The 19988-nt window shown below is 72.3% G+C and carries 26 protein-coding genes; 11 read left to right on the top strand and 15 right to left on the bottom strand.

Translation table 11 applies throughout. The features are described 5' to 3' along the window. Together H4696_RS29625 and H4696_RS29620 are read right to left on the bottom strand one after the other, a co-directional pair. Window positions 1-432: an acyl-CoA thioesterase gene (locus H4696_RS29625; RefSeq protein WP_192782609.1), complete on the bottom strand. Its 432-nt coding sequence runs from the start codon at window positions 430-432 to the stop codon at window positions 1-3. Beyond that, window positions 398-1234: a helix-turn-helix domain-containing protein gene (locus H4696_RS29620; RefSeq protein WP_143265516.1), complete on the bottom strand. Its 837-nt coding sequence runs from the start codon at window positions 1232-1234 to the stop codon at window positions 398-400. Before H4696_RS29620 ends, H4696_RS29625 begins: the two co-directional genes overlap by 35 nt. A 77-nt stretch (window positions 1235-1311) precedes the next feature. Here H4696_RS29620 and H4696_RS29615 point away from each other — a divergent pair, with 77 nt between their 5' ends. Next, entirely contained in the window at window positions 1312-1779 is a 468-nt protein-coding gene (locus tag H4696_RS29615) for a VOC family protein (protein WP_086865554.1), read from the top strand. 28 nt (window positions 1780-1807) lie between these two features. Next, window positions 1808-2395, top strand: a complete 588-nt coding sequence (locus H4696_RS29610; protein ID WP_086865555.1) for a pentapeptide repeat-containing protein — start codon at window positions 1808-1810, stop codon at window positions 2393-2395. A gap of 46 nt (window positions 2396-2441) precedes the next feature. On the opposite strand, the gene H4696_RS29605 is transcribed toward H4696_RS29610, so the two are convergent. Next, window positions 2442-5342: a TNT domain-containing protein gene (locus H4696_RS29605; protein WP_192782608.1), complete on the bottom strand. Its 2901-nt coding sequence runs from the start codon at window positions 5340-5342 to the stop codon at window positions 2442-2444. Window positions 5343-5529: 187 nt separating this feature from the next. Between H4696_RS29605 and H4696_RS29600 the strand changes: the two genes are divergently transcribed. Next, window positions 5530-6387: a bifunctional methylenetetrahydrofolate dehydrogenase/methenyltetrahydrofolate cyclohydrolase gene (locus H4696_RS29600; protein WP_086858104.1), complete on the top strand. Its 858-nt coding sequence runs from the start codon at window positions 5530-5532 to the stop codon at window positions 6385-6387. Continuing rightward, complete coding sequence (locus H4696_RS29595) at window positions 6384-6707, top strand: DUF3017 domain-containing protein (RefSeq protein WP_086858100.1); 324 nt, start codon at window positions 6384-6386, stop codon at window positions 6705-6707. Before H4696_RS29600 ends, H4696_RS29595 begins: the two co-directional genes overlap by 4 nt. Here the strand turns inward: H4696_RS29595 and H4696_RS29590 are convergent. Further along, window positions 6704-7885 carry an MFS transporter gene (locus H4696_RS29590; protein WP_086858099.1) on the bottom strand — a complete coding sequence of 394 codons (1182 nt, stop codon included), beginning with the start codon at window positions 7883-7885 and terminating at the stop codon, window positions 6704-6706. The genes H4696_RS29595 and H4696_RS29590 overlap by 4 nt on opposite strands. 183 nt (window positions 7886-8068) lie before the next feature. Next, window positions 8069-8392, bottom strand: coding sequence for an ArsR/SmtB family transcription factor (locus H4696_RS29585; RefSeq protein ID WP_086858098.1), 324 nt, complete (start codon window positions 8390-8392; stop codon window positions 8069-8071). Window positions 8393-8500: 108 nt separating this feature from the next. Between H4696_RS29585 and H4696_RS29580 the strand changes: the two genes are divergently transcribed. After that, the gene (locus H4696_RS29580) at window positions 8501-9679 is read left to right on the top strand and encodes an MFS transporter (protein WP_086858097.1); all 1179 of its coding nucleotides are present in this window, start codon (window positions 8501-8503) and stop codon (window positions 9677-9679) included. Here the strand turns inward: H4696_RS29580 and H4696_RS29575 are convergent. Beyond that, window positions 9676-9864: a DUF1918 domain-containing protein gene (locus H4696_RS29575; RefSeq protein ID WP_086858096.1), complete on the bottom strand. Its 189-nt coding sequence runs from the start codon at window positions 9862-9864 to the stop codon at window positions 9676-9678. The genes H4696_RS29580 and H4696_RS29575 overlap by 4 nt on opposite strands. Before the next feature lie 112 nt (window positions 9865-9976). Between H4696_RS29575 and H4696_RS29570 the strand changes: the two genes are divergently transcribed. Both H4696_RS29570 and H4696_RS29565 read left to right on the top strand, forming a co-directional pair. Next, window positions 9977-10495 (top strand): TrmH family RNA methyltransferase, encoded by a 519-nt coding sequence (locus tag H4696_RS29570; protein ID WP_249026916.1) that lies wholly within the window; start codon window positions 9977-9979, stop codon window positions 10493-10495. A 4-nt stretch (window positions 10496-10499) separates the two neighbouring features. Next, on the top strand, window positions 10500-11051 hold the full coding sequence (locus tag H4696_RS29565; protein WP_086858095.1) for a hypothetical protein: 552 nt from the start codon (window positions 10500-10502) through the stop codon (window positions 11049-11051). Here the strand turns inward: H4696_RS29565 and H4696_RS29560 are convergent. Beyond that, on the bottom strand, window positions 11048-11629 hold the full coding sequence (locus H4696_RS29560) for an HhH-GPD-type base excision DNA repair protein (protein WP_086858102.1): 582 nt from the start codon (window positions 11627-11629) through the stop codon (window positions 11048-11050). The two genes, H4696_RS29565 and H4696_RS29560, sit on opposite strands and share 4 nt — an antisense overlap. Window positions 11630-11660: 31 nt before the next feature. Further along, a complete protein-coding gene (locus H4696_RS29555; protein ID WP_086858094.1) occupies window positions 11661-12437 on the bottom strand; it encodes an AraC family transcriptional regulator in 777 nt (258 codons plus the stop codon). 50 nt (window positions 12438-12487) lie between these two features. Here H4696_RS29555 and H4696_RS29550 point away from each other — a divergent pair, with 50 nt between their 5' ends. Further along, a complete protein-coding gene (locus tag H4696_RS29550; RefSeq protein ID WP_086858093.1) occupies window positions 12488-12901 on the top strand; it encodes a DUF2000 domain-containing protein in 414 nt (137 codons plus the stop codon). 83 nt (window positions 12902-12984) lie between these two features. Further along, window positions 12985-13473: a hypothetical protein gene (locus H4696_RS29545; RefSeq protein WP_249026915.1), complete on the top strand. Its 489-nt coding sequence runs from the start codon at window positions 12985-12987 to the stop codon at window positions 13471-13473. Here the strand turns inward: H4696_RS29545 and H4696_RS29540 are convergent. From H4696_RS29540 to H4696_RS29525, 4 genes are read right to left on the bottom strand one after another with little or no spacing between them, the layout of a single operon-like run. Beyond that, complete coding sequence (locus H4696_RS29540) at window positions 13463-14149, bottom strand: hypothetical protein (RefSeq protein ID WP_086858091.1); 687 nt, start codon at window positions 14147-14149, stop codon at window positions 13463-13465. The genes H4696_RS29545 and H4696_RS29540 overlap by 11 nt on opposite strands. Next, window positions 14146-14763, bottom strand: a complete 618-nt coding sequence (locus tag H4696_RS29535) for a class I SAM-dependent methyltransferase (protein WP_086858101.1) — start codon at window positions 14761-14763, stop codon at window positions 14146-14148. The genes H4696_RS29540 and H4696_RS29535 overlap by 4 nt, the downstream gene beginning before the upstream one ends. Before the next feature lie 10 nt (window positions 14764-14773). Continuing rightward, complete coding sequence (locus H4696_RS29530; protein WP_086858090.1) at window positions 14774-15154, bottom strand: DUF2203 domain-containing protein; 381 nt, start codon at window positions 15152-15154, stop codon at window positions 14774-14776. 25 nt (window positions 15155-15179) lie between these two features. Beyond that, a complete protein-coding gene (locus H4696_RS29525; protein WP_086858089.1) occupies window positions 15180-15689 on the bottom strand; it encodes a hypothetical protein in 510 nt (169 codons plus the stop codon). A gap of 257 nt (window positions 15690-15946) precedes the next feature. Between H4696_RS29525 and H4696_RS29520 the strand changes: the two genes are divergently transcribed. Together H4696_RS29520 and H4696_RS29515 are read left to right on the top strand one after the other, a co-directional pair. Beyond that, window positions 15947-17170 (top strand): NADP-dependent isocitrate dehydrogenase, encoded by a 1224-nt coding sequence (locus H4696_RS29520; RefSeq protein WP_013222746.1) that lies wholly within the window; start codon window positions 15947-15949, stop codon window positions 17168-17170. Window positions 17171-17352: 182 nt separating this feature from the next. After that, entirely contained in the window at window positions 17353-17649 is a 297-nt protein-coding gene (locus H4696_RS29515) for an SH3 domain-containing protein (RefSeq protein ID WP_086858088.1), read from the top strand. A gap of 4 nt (window positions 17650-17653) precedes the next feature. Here H4696_RS29515 and H4696_RS29510 read toward each other — a convergent pair whose 3' ends face one another. The 3 genes from H4696_RS29510 to H4696_RS29500 form a co-directional block, all read right to left on the bottom strand. Next, a complete protein-coding gene (locus H4696_RS29510; RefSeq protein ID WP_192782606.1) occupies window positions 17654-18202 on the bottom strand; it encodes a permease in 549 nt (182 codons plus the stop codon). Between the two features lie 79 nt (window positions 18203-18281). Next, a complete protein-coding gene (locus H4696_RS29505) occupies window positions 18282-18863 on the bottom strand; it encodes a TetR/AcrR family transcriptional regulator (protein ID WP_086865145.1) in 582 nt (193 codons plus the stop codon). A 343-nt stretch (window positions 18864-19206) separates the two neighbouring features. Next, window positions 19207-19956, bottom strand: coding sequence for an MBL fold metallo-hydrolase (locus H4696_RS29500; protein ID WP_086865146.1), 750 nt, complete (start codon window positions 19954-19956; stop codon window positions 19207-19209). Window positions 19957-19988 lie beyond the last annotated feature (32 nt).

Genomic DNA, 19988 nt, shown 5'->3' with positions numbered 1-19988 from the left:
TCACCCGGTTTTCGGGGCCAGCCCGAGCAGTTCCGGTCGCGCGGCCAGCTCCCGCCAGTGCGCCGCCGGGTCGCTGACCAGCCGTCGCCGGTCGAGGTCGAGCAGGCCCGACACCGACGACACCGAAGCCACCAAAGTGCCGTCCGGGACATGGAACTCCTGCGTCACCCGCGAAGTCTTCCCCGCGCCCCACTGGAACGAGCAGCTGACCGTCACCTCGCCGCCAGGGACGAGTTCGTGGTGGAACCGCATCGTCGTCTCCAGGTTGACCGGGCCGATCCGGCGCGCGGCCAGCTCCGCCAGGTCGATCCCCGCGGCCTGCACGCACGACCAGCGCGCGTGATCGGCGTACGCCAGGTAGGCCGGGCCGCGGACGTGGCCGTTGGCGTCGATGTCGTCACAGCGCACGGGAATGGTCACCTGGAAAGCCATGCCCCGGATCCTGGCCCGGCGACGCGGCGGTCGTCTGGAACTTTTCGGCCACCCGGACGAGCGCCGCGGGCGAAGAACCCGACAGACGGCGGCAGTCGCGGCCGAGGTGGGACTGGTCGGCGTACCCGAGGTCCGCCGCCACGCCCGCCAGCGACGTCCGCCGGGCCACCAAGGGTTCGAGCCGGCGCAGGAAGCGCTGGAACCGCCGGATCCGGTGCACCTGCTTCGGCCCGGCGCCGACCGCGTGCACGAGGTGCCGCCGCAGTGCGCGTTCGCTCACGCCCACCTCGTCGGCGACGTCGGCGGCCCGCGCCTCGGGACGCCCCAGCGCGTGGATCGCGGCCAGCACCCGGCGATCCGGCGTCACGCCCCGGCCGGCGACGAGCGCTTCGAGGATTCGCCGCCGCGCCACCGGATCGGCGGTGGCGGCGAGGGCGTCTTCGGCACGCCGGGCCTGCGCGCCCCAGAGGTCGCTCAGCCTGGTCGCGCCCGCGGGCAGCTCCGGCATCGGCGTGCCGAGGACCGCCGCGGCGGCACCGCAGCGCAGCCGGACGCCGACGCGGGTTTCGGCCGCCGGGAGCCACAACCGCAGCGGGACGCCGACGGTGCCGACGACCGTGAGCGCGGCGCCGTCCCAGACCAGGTCCGCGCAACCGTCCGGCAGGACGCGCAGCGGCCGCGCCCAGCCGGTGCGCCCGTGCCACCCGCAGGCCAGCACGTCGGCGAGCGCGGGCGGCGGGGCGACTTCGCGATAGACCGACCGCGCCCCGGCCACCGCCAGCGGCCGCAGGGGAACTCCCATGGACCCCAGTATGCAGCGGCCGGGAACTGTCCTATTTCGGCACTAGCGTGCCCGGCACCCGACCGAGGAGGAAAACCATGGCCAGCCCCGTTCCCGCCGGCTACACGACCGTCACCCCGTGGATCATCGGCCGCGACACCGCCGCGCTGCTCGACTTCCTGAAGCGGGCCTTCGACGCAGAGGAACTCGGCCGGGTCGTCGGCGACGACGGGAAGATCGGGCACGCCGAGGTCCGCATCGGCGACGCTGTCGTGATGGCGTTCGACGCACCCGCCGGCTGGGCCGAGACCCCGGCTTTCCTTCGGCTCTACGTGCCCGACAGCGAAGAAACCCAGCGCCGCGCCATCGCCGCGGGCGCCACCGAGGTGACGCGCCAGACGGTGCTGTTCTTCGGCGACCGCGTCGGCCGCGTCCGCGATCCGTTCGGCAACCTGTGGTGGATCCAGACCCGGCTCGAGGACCTCGACGAAGCCGAGATGGCGCGTCGCGCGCGGCTGCCGGAGCACATCGAGGCGATGGCGTACGTCCAGGGTGCGCAGCCCTGACGGCGGGCGCGTGTGAAACCCTGGGCCCGTGCTGGAGACCGGGGAGGACTACCGCGAAGCGGTGTTGTCGGGGCAGTGGTGGGAAAAGCGTCGGTTCACCGGCTGCGACTTCACCGGGGCCGACCTCAGCGGGCTGCGGACCCGCGGCTGCACCTTCGACGACTGCGTGTTCGACCGGGCCGACCTGTCGCGCTCGCGCCACGACGCGTCGGCGTTCCGCTCGTGCACCTTCGAGCGGACGGTGCTCGCCGAAAGCCGCTGGACGTCGTGCTCGCTGTTGGGCACCTCGTTCACCGACTGCGGGTTCGGCGGGATCGCGCTGACCGAATGCGACCTTTCGCTGGCGTCGCTCGCGAAGGCGCGGCTGCGCAAGCTGGGCCTGTCCGGGCTGCGGCTGCGCGAGGCCAACCTGACCGATGCCGACCTCTCCGGCGCCGACCTCCGCGACAGCGACCTGACCGGAGCCCGGCTACATGGCGCGAAGTTCGACGGCGCCGACCTGCGCGGCGCGCGCCTCGACGCGAACGCGCTCGTCCAGGCCGACCTGCGGGGTGCCGAAGTGGACGTCGAGACGGCGTTGGCCTTCGCCGCCGCCCACGGGCTCGTCATCCGCTGAACACGCGGAAACCGGCGGCCGGAGCCGCCGGTTTCCGGGGTGAACGTCAGTCGACGGGCGGTTCGCCCGGGTCGAGTTCGATCAGGTCGCCCTCGGCGAGGAGCTCCTCGATCGACGCCGGCAGCAGGTACGCCGACCCGCCGCCGGGCTGGTTGAACCACGGGATCGCGACGCCGGCGAGCGTCTCCAGCGGCCGCTGCACGCGGTAGACGTGGTACGGCCGGTTGACCCACTCCGGCACCAGCGACCGCTCGGCGAACGGCGTGCCCGCCGCGTACGTCAGGTTGCCGGTCGGGCCGCCGAAGCGGTCCAGCTCGCTGCCCGCGGGCAGCTCGCGCAGTTCCTTGCCGCGGAACAGCGTCAGCGGCGGCTCGCCGGCCATCGGCCCGATCGGCCACTGCTGCTGGCCACCGCCACCCGCGCCGTTGACGGCCGGGCGAGCGGGTTCCGGACGCGGCGGCACCGGCGGCGCGGCCGGGGGCTGGACCGGCGGGACGCCCGGCGGCACCGGGGCCAGCACGGTCGGCGCCGACGGCGGTTCACGCCGCGGCGGCGCGGGCGGCGGCGCGACCTGCTGCTGCGCCACCGGCGGCGGCCCGGCCGGGACCGGCGCGGGCGGGACCGGCTGGCGCGGCGGGGCCGGCGGCTCGTCGTCTTCGAGGTCGCCGAACAGCTCCTCGGCGCTGGTGAACGCCGTCTGCTCCTGCGGCGGCACCGGCTCGGGCTTGCGGACCGGGTACGAGCCGGTCGCGACCTCGGGCGACAGCGTCGCGACGACCCGCTGCGGCGCCGGTTCCGGCTCGGGCTCGGGTTCCGGTTCGGGCTCCGGCGCGGGCGGCTCCTCGGCCGGCACGTGGCCCTCGGGGTTGAGCAGCAGCTTGCCGAGCATGAACGCGGCCGCGTCCTCGGCGTCGCCGAACACCGCGGGGTTGCTGAGCTTGCCGTCGTACCAGCCGACGCGCCAGCCGTCGTCGACCTGTTCGACGCTCCAGCCGTGCTCGGCGGGCTCGCCCAGCTTGTAGCCGCTTTCGGGCACGTCGAGCTCGTCGAGCTTGGCCTGCAGCCCGGCGAGCACCGGGTGGTCCGGGGTCTCCCGGCGCAGCGCCCGGCGACCGGACCGGGGGGCCGGCGCGGGCGGCTCCGCCTGGGCGGCGGGCTGCGGTGCCGGCGGCTCCGGCACCGGCAGGACGCCGGGGATCTCGGGCTGGGTGATCATGGTCGGCGGGCCCGGGTCGAACGCGGACTGCTCCTCCCGCCGCGGCGGCTGACCGGGCTGGAAGGAGTGCGCGGGCTCGTCCTCGTGCCGGCCCTGGCCCGGCGCGAAGGCGTGGGCCGGTTCCTCGTCGTGCCGCGGCTGGTCCTCGTCGTGGGGCTGGAACGCGGACTCCTGGAAGGCGTGCGCGGCTTCGTCGTCGTGGCCGGACCGGAACGGCGGCTCGTCCTCGTGCCGCGCCTGGCCCGGCGTGAAGGCGTGCGCGGCCTCGTCGTCATGGCGCGGCTCGAAGCCCGCGGGCTCGGCGTCGTGCCGCGGCGGCTGGAAGGCGGCGTGCGCCTCCTCGTCGTGCCGGGGCGCCGGGCCGGCGTCGAACGCGTGCCCGGCCTCGTCCTGGGCGGCCTCAGCGGGCCGGAACGCGGCGTGCTCGCCGTCCCGCGGCTCCTGCTCGTGCCCGATCGGCTGGTCGGGCACGTACTCCGCGGTCTCGTCGAGGTCGGGCACCCGGCCCGGCTCCGGCGACGAGCCGTTCGTCCCGGCGGCGTGCTCGGCCTGCTGGTCGTAGTCCTCTTCGCCGTACTGGTCGTCCTCGGCGAAGCGGTCGTCGAACTCCTGGTCGTCGTAGCCGTCTTCGGCGTACTGACCCTCTTCGGCGTACTCGTGCTCCTCGGCCGGGGCTTCCGGCTCCACCGGCGCGTGCGCCGCGGGCGGAGCCTCCACCGGCGCGGGCGGCTGCGGCGGGACGACCGGCGGCGCGACGGCGGCGGCGGGCGGCGGGCCCGCAGGAGCCTGCTGCTGCGGCGGCGGTCCTTGCGGCGGCGGCCCCTGGTGCGGCGGCGGTCCGGCCGGGCGCGGCGGGGGCGGCGGCTGGTTCCCCCGCGTGAGGTAACCCGCCGCGGCCTGCAGCGTCGGCTCGTCGACCGGCGGCAGCTTGAACCCGACCGCGCGGACGTGCTCCACGAGGTCCGGTTCGGGCGAAACGCCGTACTTGTGCAGGTAGAAGTTGACGGCGGCGGGCCAGATCCACTGGCCGTCGCTGTGGAAGGCGACCGGGACGGTCGCCTCCGGCGTCGCGGCCAGCCGGTCGATGTCGTACCCGCGCTCGGGCACCACCAGCGGCGCGCGCTCGAGGTACTCCAGCAGCCGGTCCTGCTCGTCGACCTCGAGGTCGGGCCGGTTGATGACGGGACGGCCGGCCGGGCCGACGGTGTCGAAGATCCGGGCGATCCGGAAGTGCGGCCCCGGCTGCTCCGGGCCGAGCCCGGACATCCGCCGGATCAGCCACTCGGGCACGTTGTCCTCGGTGCGCGGGAACATCCGCAGCTCGTCGGAGTAGGCCTGCGGCGGCGGCGCGAGGTTCCACACGGGTTCGTCGCGGTTGTACTCGAGGTTGTAGCTCGAGGGGTGGTCGAGCTGGTACCGCGCGTTGAACCAGGTGCCGCGGCCGTCGCGGTACATGCCACCGCGGAGCCTGCCGAAGAGCGTGGCGATGTCGTGGGTGGCGAGCCACTCGTGGACCGTCCCGTCTTCGGTGACGATCTCGCCGGTCAGCTCGTGGTACCTCCCGACGGCTCGGTACTCCGCGGTGACCTTGCGCCAGTCGCGCGGGGCGGCACGCAGCAGGGCAAGTCCGATCTGCTTGACCAGGGTGTCCTGCTCGGTCGCGTTCAGCTGCGTCGTCGGTTGTGCCACGGGGACATTTTGACTGTTCGCGCGCGCGTGTGCACCCCGCATGTGGGTTTTGCCGCTCGACGACCCGGTGGTACCCGGTCTGACCTCGCGTGATGCGAAGTGCGGTAGATCACAGCTTGATCGCGGCGAGCGTCGCGAATGGACCGTGTGGGGTAGTGGCCAGTCTACGGGCAGCGACCACCCGCGCCTGGAAGCGACGCGCGGGGGTCGCTTTGCCAGAATGGGCGGCGTGACGGCGAAGATTCTCGACGGCAAAGCCACCAAGAACGCCATTTTCGCGGAGCTCGCGCCCCGCGTCGCGGCTCTGGCCGAGAAAGGGGTGACGCCGGGCCTCGGCACCGTCCTGGTCGGCGACGACCCGGGGTCGCACTCGTACGTGCGGATGAAGCACGCCGACAGCGGCAAGATCGGGATCAACTCGATCCGCCGCGACCTGCCCGCGGACGTCACCCAGGAGAAGCTCGAAGCCGTCATCGACGAGCTGAACGCCGACCCGGCGTGCCACGGCTACATCGTCCAGCTGCCGCTGCCGAAGCACCTCGACGCGAACCGCGTGCTCGAGCGCATCGACCCGGAGAAGGACGCCGACGGCCTCGCGCCGGTCAGCCTCGGCCGGCTCGTGCTGGGCCAGCGCGGGGCGCTGCCGTGCACGCCGTACGGGATCATCGAGCTGCTCAAGCGCCACGGCGTCGAGCTGAACGGCGCCCAGGTCACCGTGGTCGGCCGCGGCATCACCGTCGGCCGCACGCTGGGCCTGTTGCTGACCCGCCGCAGCGAGAACGCCACTGTCACCCTTTGCCACACCGGCACCCGCGACCTCGCCGCCGAGGTCCGCCGCGCCGACATCGTGATCGCCGCGGCCGGGGTGCCCGGGATCATCACGGCGGACATGGTCGCGCCGGGTGCCGCGGTGCTCGACGTCGGCGTGTCCCACGTGGACGGCAAGCTCACCGGCGATGTTCACCCGGACGTGGCCGAGGTGGCCGGCTGGCTCTCGCCGAACCCCGGCGGCGTCGGCCCGATGACCCGGGCGATGCTCGTCAGCAACGTCGTCGAAGCGGCGGAGCGCTCGCTCCTGGGCCGATGACGATGACTGAAGACCGGCGGGACGTCGGGGACCGCCGGGGCGGGAAAGCCCGTTTCACGCAGCTGCCGTTCGCGCTGGTGCTGCTGGTGGCCGCCGTCGCCACGCTGCGGATCGTCCAGTACCACTGGCGGGAGGGCGCGGCGCTGATCGGCGTCGCGCTCCTCCTCGCCGGGGTCATGCGTGCGGTGCTCCCGGCCGCGAGGGCGGGCCTGCTCGCGATCCGCGGCCGCGTCGTGGACGTCGTGACCTACACCGGCCTGGCGGCCGCGGTGCTGTACGTGGCCTTGACGATCATCGGCGGCCCGTTCGCGTCTTCTTAGGACGCCATCACGAGTTCACGGCGTTCGGCCTTCGCCTCGCGGCGGTCCAAAGTGCCCGAGACGATCGCCAAGGACAGGCCGAAGACCGCCAGCAAAGCGCCGACCCAGTTCGGGGCGACCAGGCCGAGGCCGCCCGCGATCACCAGGCCACCCAGGTACGCACCGATCGAGTTGGCGATGTTGAACGCGGACTGGACGGCGGCCGACACCAGGGACGGTGTGCCGCCCGCCTTCTCCATGATCCGCGCCTGCATCATCGGGCCGATCATGAACCCGGCGACGCCGACGAAGAAGATCGTGATCGCGGCGCCGACCTTGCCCTGCGCGGTGATCGTGAAGATGCCCAGTACGCAGGCCAGCGACAGCAGCGCGGCGTACAGGCCCGGCATCAGCGCGCGGTCGGCCAGGCGGCCGCCGAGCAGGTTCCCGATCGTCATGCCGACGCCGGCCAGCGACAGCAGCAGCGTGACGTTCGACGGCGAGTAGCCGGCGACGTCGGTCAGCATCGGCGTGATGTAGGACAGGCACGCGAACACGCCGCCGAGGCCGAACGTGACGATCGCCAGCGCGAGGTGCACCTGCGGCCGCTTGAACGCGCCGAGCTCGCCGCGCAGCGACGCGTCGGCGGGCTTGCCCTGGTGCGGCACCAGCTTGGCGATCGCCGCGATGGCGGCCAGCCCGATCACGGCGACGACGCCGAAGGTGGCGCGCCAGCCGACCTGCTGGCCCAGCAGCGTGCCGAGCGGCACGCCGATGACGTTCGCCAGGGTCAGGCCGAGGAACATCATCGACACGGCCTTGGCGCGCTGCCCCGGCCCGACGAGGCTGGAGGCGACGACCGCGCCGGCGCCGAAGAACGCGCCGTGCGGCAGGCCGGCGAGGAACCGGAACGCGACGCCGAACTCCTGGTTGGGGGAGAGCGCGAAGAGGGCGTTGCCCAGCGTGAACAGGCCCATCATGGCCAGCAGCATGGTCTTGCGCGGCAACCGGACGGCGGCCGCGGTGAGCAGCGGGGCGCCGACGACGACGCCGAGGGCGTAACCGGAGATGAGGTAGCCGGCGGTCGGGATGTCGACGCCGAAGTCGGCGGCCGCCTGGGGCAGCACGCCCATCATGACGAACTCGGTGGTCCCGATGCCGAAAGCTCCGATGGCGAGCGCGAGCAGCGCGACGGGCACGGCACTCCTTCCAGGGTGAGAAATCGATTGCTTGGCCGATCTCTGGATCGGTTCAGTCAGGGGGCAAAAAGAAAGACAGCCGTTCGGCCCCAGCGCCGTGAGCTGCCTACGGACAGTCCAACAAGCGAAGGGGGCGGTTGTCATCCCGATATCGGGTGACGATCCACACCGTAACGCCGGTGATCAGCGCGGAGCGGCCAGAACCCCGTCGAGCAGGCCCGGGAACAGGGTGTTCAGGTCGTTGCGGCGCAACGCGTTGAACCGCGTGGTGCCTTCCTGGCGGCCGGCCACGACCCCGGCGTGGCGCAGGATGCTCAGGTGGTGGGTGAGTGTGGACTTGGTCACCGGCACGGTCAGCCCGCCGCACGCGATCTCGTGGTCCGCCGCCGCGAGCTGGCGGACGATGTCCAGTCGCACCGGGTCGGCGAGGGCGCGGAGCACGCCTTCGACGGTGATCTCGTCCAGCGCGGGGTGGACGATCGGCGGCAGCGCGGCGGTCTTGGCCATGCGCCCATTGTACGACGCCTGTCGAAATTGCGGCAGCCTCGTAGTACGGTGACTGTCGAACTACGACGTTCGTCGAACCAATCCCTGCTTCGCTTGGGGGCCTCCGCCATGTCCACACCCACGTCCTCGAGGATCTCGGTCCTCGCTTTCGGCGCGTTCGGCGTCGGGACCAGCGGCTACATCGTCGCCGGGCTGCTGCCCGCGCTGACCGGCGAGCTGCACGTCTCGGCCACGGCCGCCGCCCAGCTCGTGACGGCCTTCGCCATCGCGTACGCGATCGGGTCGCCGATCTTCGCCGCCGCCACCGGCACCTGGGAGCGCCGCACGCTGCTGGTCGCCGCCCTCGTCGTCACCGCCGCCGGCAACCTGTTCGCGGCGCTCGCGCCCGGCTACGGCTCCCTCCTGGTGGCCCGGGTGGTGACCGCGATCGGCGCGGCGGTGTTCACGCCGGCGGCGAGCGCGGTGGCGGCCGAGCTCAGCAGTCCCGAACGCCGCGGCCGCGCCGTCGCGCTGGTGTTCGGCGGCCTCACGGTCGCGCTCATCTTCGGCGTCCCGCTCGGCAGCCTGATCTCGCAGCACCTCGGCTACCGGACGGCGTTCGCGCTGGTCGCGGCGTTCTCCCTGGCGAGCGCGCTGGCCGTGCGGTTCGCGCTGCCCGCCGTCGCCGCGCCGCCGAAGGTGCGCCTCGCCGAGCGGTTCGCCGCGGGCCGGGACCCGCGTGTGCTCGTCATGCTGGCCGTGACGGTCCTCGGCTGCCTCGCCGCGTTCATGGTCTACACGTTCGTGTCCCCGCTGCTGGCCGCGACCGCGGGCGTCCACGGCACGGCCGTCACCGTGCTGCTCTTCTGCTACGGCGTCGGCGGCGCGGTCGGCAACTTCGCCGGCGGCCGGGTGACCGACCGCTGGGGTTCGCGGGCACCGCTGCTCGTCGTGACGGCCGCGATCACGGTCGTGATGGCGCTGCTGCCGCTCACGACGGTGACGCCGATCGCCGCGGGCGTCTCGCTGTTCGTCTGGGGGCTGGCGACTTGGTCGTTCAACCCGCCGGTGCAGCACCGCCTGATCGAGCTGTCCCCGGGCCACGCCGGCTTGGTGCTCTCGCTCAACGCGTCCGCGATCTACCTCGGCGTCGGCCTGTCCGGCATCGCCGGCGGCGCGGTACTGACCTCGGGCGGCCCGCTGCTGCTGCCCGAGGTCGCGGCCGCGCTGACCCTCGTCGCGCTGCTGCTCGTGGGCGCGGCGTGGGGGCGCGTCCGCGAGTCCCGGGAACCGGTCGCGGTCGGTTAGTCGGCGCGGGCCTGGACTTCGCAGTCGGGCCCGGGGTAGACGAGCGCCTCGTGCCCGTCGGCGAACCGGACCAGGTAGGGCGGCGCGCCGTCGGGCCCGCGGACTTCGAGGATCTCGCCGTGCTGCTCGGCCGACCCGACCGTCCGGCCGTGGACCTGGATTTCGTCTCCCACTCCTGCGTGCATGGGCTTCACCTCCGCATCCAGGGTAGGAGCGAAATCCAGTGCCCGGTCCCGGCGAACGGGTTAGGCTCTATGGCGTGATCAGCGAATTCGGAGGCGCCGCGCCTCGGCGCCGGTGAGCCCCTCGGTCCGGGTCCGCACGCCGGGCGAGCTGCGGAAGACCCGGCGGCGCAACGCCCATCCCTGCTGGGGCCACCTGGTGGCCGCCCCGCTCTGGCCGATGCACGGCGCGAACCTCGGCACGCTGCTGCGCACGTGCGACGCGGTCGGCGCGTGCCTGGCCGTCCCGCGGTTCCCGTGGGTGCCCGAAGCACTGCGACGCGGGAACACGTTGCGGCGCCCGGCATGCGTGCACTGGGTGCACGACCCGCCGGGCTGGCTCGAGCGCGAACGGGCGGCCGGCACGCGGGTGGTCGGCGTCGAGCTGGCCGAGGAAGCGGTGCGGCTGGCCGACCTGCCCGCGGCCCGCGGCCGCACGATCGCCGTGCTGGGCAACGAGGGCACCGGGATCCCGCCGGACGTCCTCGACCTGCTCGACAGCGTCGTCGAGATCCCGATGGTGGGCATGGGCGCCAGCCTCAACGTCGCCGTGGCGGGCAGCCTCGTGCTCTACAAACTGGCCGGACTGGTGTGACCTGATGAGTCTGAAGTGGACAGTCGCGGAGAACGCGTCGTGGTGCGCCCTGGTGTGCGGCGGCGGCCGGTTCGGCCCGCGCGCGTGGACGAGCCCGACCCGCACCCCGGAGTACTACCCGGACGCGGTGACCCTGACCCGAGACGCCACGGCCGCCGACGTCCTCCCGTTCGTCGACGGCTCCGCGGGCTGCTCGGTGAAGGACAGCTTCGAGACCCTGGACCTGCCGGGCTTTTCGGTGCTGTTCGAAGCGACGTGGCTCGCCTGCGGCCCGGGAGTTCCCGAACCGGGCTGGCAGCGGACCGCGTCACCTCTGGGGCCGTCGGTCGCGCTGCTGTCCCATGGCGAGCACGAGGTGGTGGCCCACCGCGGCGAGGGCGTGGTCGGCCTGTCCAACTTCTCGGGCTCGGCCGCGGCCTGGCCGGGCGCGGTCGCGGCGGTGGCGTCCGCCTTCCCCGGCGTCCCGGTGGTCGGCTACGAACACGGCGAGGCCTTGCGGATCGCGCTCGACCACGGCGCCCAGCCGCTGGGTCCGCTGCGCGTCTGGGTGCGTTAGCCCGTCTTGGCCGCGGCTTTGGCGGCCTTCTTGAACGCCCGGACCTCGGCGAGGGTCTCGGCACTCGTGACGTCGGCGATCGACCGGCGCGAGCCGCGGTCGCCGTACGCGCCGGCCGCTTCGCGCCAGCCCTTCGGGGTGACACCGCGCTGCTTGCCCAGCAGGGCGAGGAAGATCTTGGCCTTCTGCTCCCCGAACCCGGGCAGGGCCTTCAGCCGCTTGAGCACCTCGGGCCCGTCGGGCTTCGGCCGCCCGTCGAGCCAGATGCCCTCGGTGCGGCCGTCGTAGTTTTCGATGATGTGCTGCGCGAGCGCGTGGACGCGGCGGGCCATCGACCCGCCGTAGCGGTGGATGGCCGGCGGCACGACACACATCTCGACGAACGCCTCGACATCGGTGGCGGCGATCTTCTGCAGCGAGAACCCGTCCATCCGGTCGGCGATCTTGCGCGGGCCGGCGAAGGCGTGCTCCATCGGGTACTGCTGGTCCAGGAGCATCCCGACGAGCAGGGCGAACGGGTCTTCGTTGAGCAGCTTGTCGCCCGCCGGGTCGCCGGTGAGGTGCAGTTCGCGCAGCATGCCCGTCATCTTGACACAGGCTGCGGGCAGCTCACCGAGCCTTCGCGTACCGCGACGGCGTCGTCCCCAGGTACCGCTTGAAGTGCCGCGTCAGATGGGCCTGGTCGGCGAACCCCGCCGCCGCGGCGACCTCAGCCGCCGGCGCCCCATCGAGCAGCAGCCGACGGGCGCGGTCCACGCGCCGGCCGGTCAGGTACCGGTGCGGCGGCAGCCCGAACCGCGCCCCGAAGCAGCGGACGAGGTACGCGGGGTGCGCGCCGAGCGTCTCCCCGGCTTCCGCGAGTGTCAGCGCTTCGGGCAGCTTCGCGTCGAGGAGTTCCCGCAGATCCTCCGCCAGCCCGTGTTTCGGCTCCGGGGCGACCGGCCGCCCCAGGTGCGTCCGCAGCCGGTCGGCCACCAGCGCGAGCCTGCTCTCGGCCTCCAGGGCGTCGCCGACGTGAGCGAGGGACTCGTGCAGCTGGTGGATGCGAGTCCGCAGCAGGCCGTCGGCGACGCTCGGCCGGTCCACGGCGGCCCCGATCAGGTCGTCGCCGAGCACCGACGTGTCCAGGTACAGCACGCGCTTGCGGAAGCCGTGGCTGGTCGCGGCCCGGCCGTCGTGGGCGACGTTCGGCGGCAGCAGCGTCACGGCCGGGCCGAGCGCGCCGTGGTGGTGGCGGTCGAGGTCGTAGCGGATGACGCCGTCGTCGACGATCAGCAGCGTCCACGTGTCGTGCGTGTGGAGCGGGTAGGCGTGCGTCGTGAAGCGGGCGTGGAAGACCTCGGCGATCCCCGGGACCGCCGGCCGCCAGGCTTCGACGTGGGCCATGTCAAGAACGTACAAGACGCGCGGGTGGCCGGCGGGCGAGTCTTCGGGGCATGAGTTCCTTCGACACGAAGATCGCCGTCCTGCTCCGCGACGACCTGGCGTCCTGGCAGCGGCTGAACGTCACCGCGTTCCTGGTGAGCGGAATCGCCCACGTGACGCCGGAGCTGATGGGCGAGCCCTACGCGGACGCCGACGGCACGGAGTACCTGCCGATGTTCGGCCAGCCGGTGCTGGTGTTCTCGGGCACCGCGGCCGTCCTGACCACCGCGCACGCGCGGGCGCTGAGCCGCGGCCTGCGGTTCTCGATCTTCACCGACGAGCTGTTCCACACCGGCAACGACGTCGACAACCGGGCCGCGGTGCGCGCGGTGCCGGGGGAGAAGCTGGCGCTGGCCGGGCTCGCGGTGCACGGCCCGAAGAACGCGGTCGACAAGATCCTCAAGGGCGCTTCCCTGCACCGGTGAGTAGAAACCCCCTGTACGGCGCCCGGGCGCGCTGCCAGCATGATCGGCGTGCCGCGAAAAGCGGCCGGAAATGGGGAGAATCCGTGAAATCACTGCATCGCGCCGGCGTGGTCCTGACGGCGGCGGCCGGGCTGGGCCTGGCGCTCGTCCCGGTCGCTTCGGCGGACCCGCTGCGAACGGTGGACTACACCTCGGAAGCGGGCGCTTGGCCGATGGTCGGCAGCGCCCACTACACGTCGCCGGGCGCCGAGATCAACGTGTGGCAGCGCGACGGCAAGCTGACGATCGACGTCGATGCGAACTTCGACTACCTGCGCGTCGAGCTGAGCGCCCCGGCCGGCGAGACCCTCCACACGGGGACGTACACGGGCGCGCGCTACCGCAGCCCGGACGACCCCGCGCTGAGCACGCCGGGCTTCTCGGCGGTCACCGCCGGCTTCGGCTGCGGCGACGACTACGCGGACTTCACCATCGACCGCCTCGACGAGACCGGCGTGGACCTGACGTTCGTCCAGCGCTGCGGCAGCCCGGACGGCCCGGCGACCCGCGGCGAGGTCCACTTCACGGCCTGAGCCGCCCGACCGGTGGCAGCGCCCCGGTGGTCACCCAGGTGACCCAGTCCGCGGGCGCGAAAACGCAGTTGCCTGACCGCACGCGGCTCGCGTGGCGGCCGAGCAGCCGCACCGCGTGCCACAGCTCGTCGTCGGCGTCGTGGCGCTCGAACGCGACCGGGTCCGTCGCCCGGCAGAAGACACCGGTGAGCGAATTCGCCAGCCGGTCCCGGCGCTGGAGGAACCAGCCGCCGGGATCGGCGGGCGTGCCAGTCTCGCCGCCGTAGGTGCGCCACACGACGTCCGAGTCGAGCCGCGTCGCGAGGTCGAGCGCGTCGGCGGACTCGAACGTGCAGCGCCTCGGGTCCGGACGGGGCGGCACCGGCCGCGGCTCGACCCCCAGCGACTTCAGTTCGAAGGCGGCGGCCGTCACGCGGATCCGCAGCGGGGCGATGAACTCGACCGTCACGAGGCCGTCGTGTTCCCAGCTCCACGGTTCTTCCAGCGCGTGGTCCGCCGACGGCGGCTCGGCCGCGTCCAGCTCGGCCGGGTCGGCGCTCAGCTCGAAGACCTCGACGACCGAGATCTCTCCCGGTACGAGCCGGTACTCCACGTAGGCCTCGAGCCGCAGCGAAACCCGGCTCCCGTCCGCGACGGCCTCGGTCAGGTGGCCGTCGGCGAACCGTTCCAGCTTCACGGAGCCGTCGCGTGCACCAGGAACACGCTGCGCACCCGGTCGCCGCCCTCGACGGTGAACGTCCGCGCCGAAGCGTCCACGAACCCCGCCGAAAAAGCCAGCGCCGCCGCCCCGGCCTCGTCGGTCGGGAAGGACAGGTCCCGGGGCACGAAGTCCGCGAACGCGCCCGACGGCTTGAACCGCGCGCCCGAAACGACCGAAAACGCCAGCCGCCCACCCGGCCGGAGCACGCGCAGCCAGTCCGCGAACGCGACCGCGCCGAGGAAGTGCAGCGAGGACGCGCACAGCACGACGTCGGCCGAGCCGTCCGCCGCCGGCATCGGGACCGCGGGCGCGACCTGCCACGAGATCACCCCGGACGGGTCCAGCGAAGGCGCCTTCGCGGAAGCGCGCGCCAGCATCGCCGGCGACAAGTCGACCGCCAGCACGCGAGTGGGCTTCAGCCGCAACGCCGCGTACGCCGCGAAGCCGGTCCCGGTGGCGACGTCGAGCACGAGCCCCGGCTCGGCCGGCAGCGGCTCGACCAGCGCGTCGGCCACGGAAGCGTGGAAGGTGTCTTCGTCGTAGTGCTCGGCCGTGCTGTCGAAGAGGGCTGCCCTCGAGTCGTGGTCCACGGACCCCAACCTAGCCGGGCCCACCAGCGGTTTTCAGCGGACGACGGCCGGCGAACCCCAGGTCGGTGCGGTGGTACCAGCCCAGCTCGCGATCACCCTCGAGCCAGCACAGCAGCACGTCGGTGCCGTCGAGCTCGGCCGGGAAGTCGACCAGCAGCGGCGCGAACCCCTTGAGCTCGGCACCGGTGCGCTGCACCGTCGTCATGAGTTCGTCGAGGCGGGCCTGCGCGGCCTTCCACTCCGGCAGCCCGCCCAGCGCGGTGGCCGGGCCGCCCGGGCGCAGCGACGCCGCGAGCTCGGCCGCGTCGGCGCGGACGCGCACCAGTTCGTCGAGGACCGGCCGCAGCCGCGCCAGTTCGTCGCGTGCTTCCGCGACGGTGAACAGTCCCATCCGCCGATTTTGCCACCGGCGGGGTTCAGCTCTCGCGCCGCCGCCGCACCAGTGCGTTGGCCAGTCCGCTGCCGACCAGCAGGAAGCCCACGCCGAGCAGCCCGCCGATGAAGAGGAAGTCCATGACGCCGTAGGCGATGTCGCTCTTCGGCATCAGGTTGACCAGCCGGAACCCCCATTCGGGCACCGCCATGGCGGCGACGCCGGGCAGCACGCCGTAGATCAGCCCGCCCAGGATCGGGCCGACCGCGGACAGCGCGCCGAGCGCGGCGACGACCAGCAGCAGGATCGCCCCGCCGGCCAGCAGCGCGATGCCCAGCGCGTCGCGGTTGGTGCTGAGGGTGGCCTGGACCAGCTGCTGCTGGCGCAGCCCGCCCCAGCTCAGCAGTCCGAGGGCCACCGGCGTCAGCACGAGCCCGCCCAGCGCGCTGACGACGTGCGCGCCACCTCGGCGCGGCCGTTCGCCGAGAACGTCGGTGCTGTCTTCGTAGTCTTCGTAATCGTCTTCGTAGTCGGCGTACCGATGGGTCGACATGGCCGTCACCTCCCGCATGATGAGTTCACGGGTGGCATCGTGCCTTGGTTCACCCCGGAACGCGACGCTCGCTCGGCGAGCGGTCGGCTGAGCCGAGCGGTCGGCTCGGCCCCGTGAGCTGTGCCACAAGTGGCGGGTGGAGACTTGATACCGGCCACTACTGGAACCATCCAGCTCGGTCAAGCAGTACGCTTGTACCGCTACCGGCGAGACGTATCGAAGTAACGCGAAGATCCGCGGAAGGAGCACCGCTGCTCATGGCCAAGATCAAGGTCCAGGGCACCGTCGTCGAACTCGACGGCGATGAGATGACCCGCATCATCTGGCAGTTCATCAAGGACAAGCTGATCCACCCGTACCTGGACGTGAACCTGGACTACTACGACCTGGGTATCGAGGAGCGGGACCGCACCGACGACCAGGTCACGGTCGACTCCGCGAACGCGATCAAGAAGCACGGCGTGGGCGTCAAGTGCGCCACGATCACCCCCGACGAGGCGCGCGTCGAGGAGTTCGGCCTCAAGAAGATGTGGCTGTCCCCGAACGGGACGATCCGCAACATCCTCGGCGGCGTGATCTTCCGCGAGCCGATCGTCATCCAGAACATCCCGCGGCTGGTGCCGACGTGGACGAAGCCGATCATCATCGGCCGCCACGCCCACGGCGACCAGTACAAGGCGACCAACTTCAAGGTCCCCGGCCCGGGCAAGCTGACCATCAGCTACACCCCGGACGACGGCTCCGAGCCGATGGAGTTCCAGGTCGCGCAGTTCCCCGAGGGCGGCGGCGTCGCCATGGGGATGTACAACTTCAAGAAGTCGATCGAGGACTTCGCGCGCGCATCGCTGCAGTACGGCCTCGACCGCGGCCTGCCGGTCTACCTCTCCACCAAGAACACCATCCTCAAGGCCTACGACGGCCAGTTCAAGGACGTGTTCGAGGAGATCTTCCAGAACGAGTTCAAGGCCGACTTCGACGCCAAGGGCATCTCCTACGAGCACCGCCTGATCGACGACATGGTCGCCGCGGCGATGAAGTGGGAGGGCGGCTACGTCTGGGCGTGCAAGAACTACGACGGTGACGTCCAGTCCGACACGGTCGCGCAGGGCTTCGGCTCGCTCGGCCTGATGACGTCGGTGCTGCGCACGCCGGACGGCCGGACCGTCGAGGCCGAGGCCGCGCACGGCACGGTCACCCGGCACTACCGCCAGCACCAGCAGGGCAAGCCGACGTCGACCAACCCGATCGCGTCGATCTACGCCTGGACCCGCGGCCTCGAGCACCGCGGCAAGCTGGACGGCAACCAGGAGCTGATCGGCTTCGCGAACACGCTGGAGCAGGTCGTCGTCGAGACCGTCGAGAGCGGCCAGATGACGAAGGACCTCGCGCTGCTCATCAGCAAGGACCAGCCGTGGCAGACGACCGAGGAGTTCCTCGCGACGCTGGACGACAACCTGGCGAAGAAGATCGCCCAGGGCTGAGTTCTCCCCTCGAAGAGCCCCCTTCCCGATTCGTCGGGAAGGGGGCTTTCTTCGTGTACAGCGCGTCACGGTGAAACGCCTTGATTGGCGCCTCCGGGTGGTTGCTGCGTACGGCGCTGTCGGTCCGGGTAAAGGATTGCCTACCCTTGGCGGGGGACGGGGCTCGCTGGTTGGAGGAAGGCATGTCGAAGAAGACTCTGATCATCTTGGGCGCCATCGTCCTGGTCATCGTCGTGTACGCCATGAACACGGGCAAGCAGGCTTCGGGCGCTTCGGCCACCGGCTGCAAGGTGACCGTGACCGCGGACGTCCTGAACGCCCGCGAGACGGCGGATGGCAACGCCAAGATCGTCGGCAAGTACCTCCGCGACGCCCAGTTCGACGCCTTGCCGGGCGTGCAGAACGGGTTCCGGAAGGTGGCCGACGACAAGTGGGTGGCGGCCGCTTTCACCCAGCCTGTCGAGGGTTCCACCTGCTGATCCTTCAGACGCCGAGCAGATCGGCCGCGAGGGTGGCGACACCGAACGCCGCGGCCGAGAGGCCCAGTGTGCGAGCGCGCTTCGGATCGCTTTTCGCGGCGGCGCGCCAGTAGAGGCCGATGCCGATCGCCAGCATCAGCAGTTCGACGACGGCCGAGACGGCGGGCAGCCGCCAGAGCCCGAAGCCGAACGTGGGCAGGTCACCGGCGTTGCCGGGCAGGATCGGCAGGTCCGCTCGGTGCACGACGAGGTCGAGCAGCCAGTGCGAGAACACGACGCTGCCGAGGATCAGCCCGGCTTCGCGGCCGAGCTTGATGGCCGCGACCGCGCCGAAGAGCGCGGCGAGCACGAGCGCGCCGACGAGCGAGTGCGTGTAGTCGGCGTGGATGACGCCGCCGCCGTAGCCCGCGCCGTCGACCGTCTCGACGCCGCTCAGGTAGAGCGGCGCGAACACGACGTCGAGCCAGGCGGTGGCGAGCATGAGCGTCCAGACGGGGATCGACGGCCGGCCCGCCTTGACGGCGGCGGCCAGCCCGAAGTGACCGGCGATCATCCGCGGGCCTCCGTCCACGGGAAGCGGGCGTCGAGCACGCCCAGCCCGACGGTGAAGAGGAGCACGGCGAGGATGAAGCTCATTTCGTTTCCTGTTCTGCGTAGCTCGCCAGACCCTGGACGAGCATCTTCTTGAGCACTTCGAAGCTTTCGCCGACGTCTTCCGGGCGTCCGAAGCCGCCGGACGCTTCGAGCCCGGCGAACCCCTGGACGGCGGCGCGGATGCAGCGTGTTGCGTGCACGGCCTGGCCGTGGTCGAAGCCGAACGGCCGCAGCACGGCGAACACGACCTCGGCGACCGCGTGGGTCGCGTCGCTCAGCTCGGTGTCGGTTTCGTCCGGCGCGGTGACGAGCGCGTGGGTGCGGCGCGGGTATTGCCGCAGGTAGCCGCGGTAGGCATCGGCCAGCGCGGCCACGGCGTCCTCGCCTTCGCGGCCGGTCGCGGCGGTGCGGAGGGTTTCGGCCATTTCCTTGACGACGCGGAGGTCGATGAGCCGTCGCAGGTCGGCGAGGTTCTTGACGTGCTTGTACAGGGAAGGTGCGGCGACCCCGGCCCGTTCGGCGATCTTGGCGAGGGTGAGGGCTTCGGGACCGGCTTCGTCGACGACGGCGATGGCGAGGCTGACGACCGCGTCGGTGGTCAGGCCGGCTCTAGGGGACATCGTGACTACTCTGCATAGCCTTAAAGCTAATGCTCGTAGCTTGGAGCGTCAAGGCACCGTTTTTGTCGGTGGTGGCTGCTAGAACTGATCACGTCAAAAACCGCAGGTGACGGCCCATGGCTGTCGGAGAGGAGGCACCGCCCGGGGACGGGCGACAACTGAATGCGGCACGAGCCGGACGTGACGTCCGCGAGGTCTCCAGGGGGAGTCTCGCGGGCAGCGAAAGCCGGTGAGGTGCGGTGCGGATCGGCGGGCTTCGGTGGCGCGCGACGATCGAACCTGGGGAACGCCCTCGGACGGGGGTCCGAGCGCGAGGGGAGATCTTCGGCGGACTGGCTCGGCGTCAGAGCCTGATCGTGAGGTCCTCCTCCGCGATCAGCACCTCACCGCCGAACTCGGCCCGAGCCTCCTCGGCCGCGGCGGCACGATCGGTGCCCGGCCAGAAGTGCGTGAGCAGCAACCGCCGAGCGCTCGCTCTCGCCGCCCACTGGCCCGCTTCGGCGGCGGTCATCAGATAGCGAGGCTCCCCCTCCGCCGGTGGGGTGCGGAGGGTGGCGTCGCAGATGACCAGGTCCGCGTCGCGGCCGAGGTCGGCCAGCAGCGGCGAAGGTCCCGTGTCCCCGGTGTAGGCCACGGTGAGGCCGGGCGCGGTGAGGCGCACGCCGAAGTTCGGCTGGTGGTGCGGCAGCGGGTAGGGCGTGAGGCGGAACGGCCCGACGTCGGCCGGGGTGCCGAGGTCGTGCACGGCGAACAGCTCCGCCGGGTGCGGCCGCGGCTCCATCGCCTCGAGCCGGCGGAGGGTGCCGGGTGTGCAGTGCAGCGGCAAGCGCTCGCCAGGCGGGCCGGTGTAGTGCCAGGCACGGCCGAGCGCGCTGACGTCGGCGCAGTGGTCCGGGTGCTCGTGCGTCACGACGACGGCGTCCGGCAGCCGGCCCCGGCAGTGCGCGAACAGCCGTGACGCGGCGCCGTACCCGAGGTCGAGCACGACGCGGAACCCGTTGTGCGAGAGCAGGAATCCGGCGCACGCCCGGCCGGGTTCCGGCCACGCGCCGCAGCTGCCGAGCACGGTCAGGCTGCTCACGGCGTCACCCATGCGCGGCAGTCTGGCAGAGCGCGCGCGGCGGC

This window comes from Amycolatopsis lexingtonensis, from assembly GCF_014873755.1.
Taxonomy (GTDB): Bacteria; Actinomycetota; Actinomycetes; order Mycobacteriales; family Pseudonocardiaceae; genus Amycolatopsis; species Amycolatopsis lexingtonensis.
This window is presented reverse-complemented; position numbering and strand designations above follow the sequence as displayed.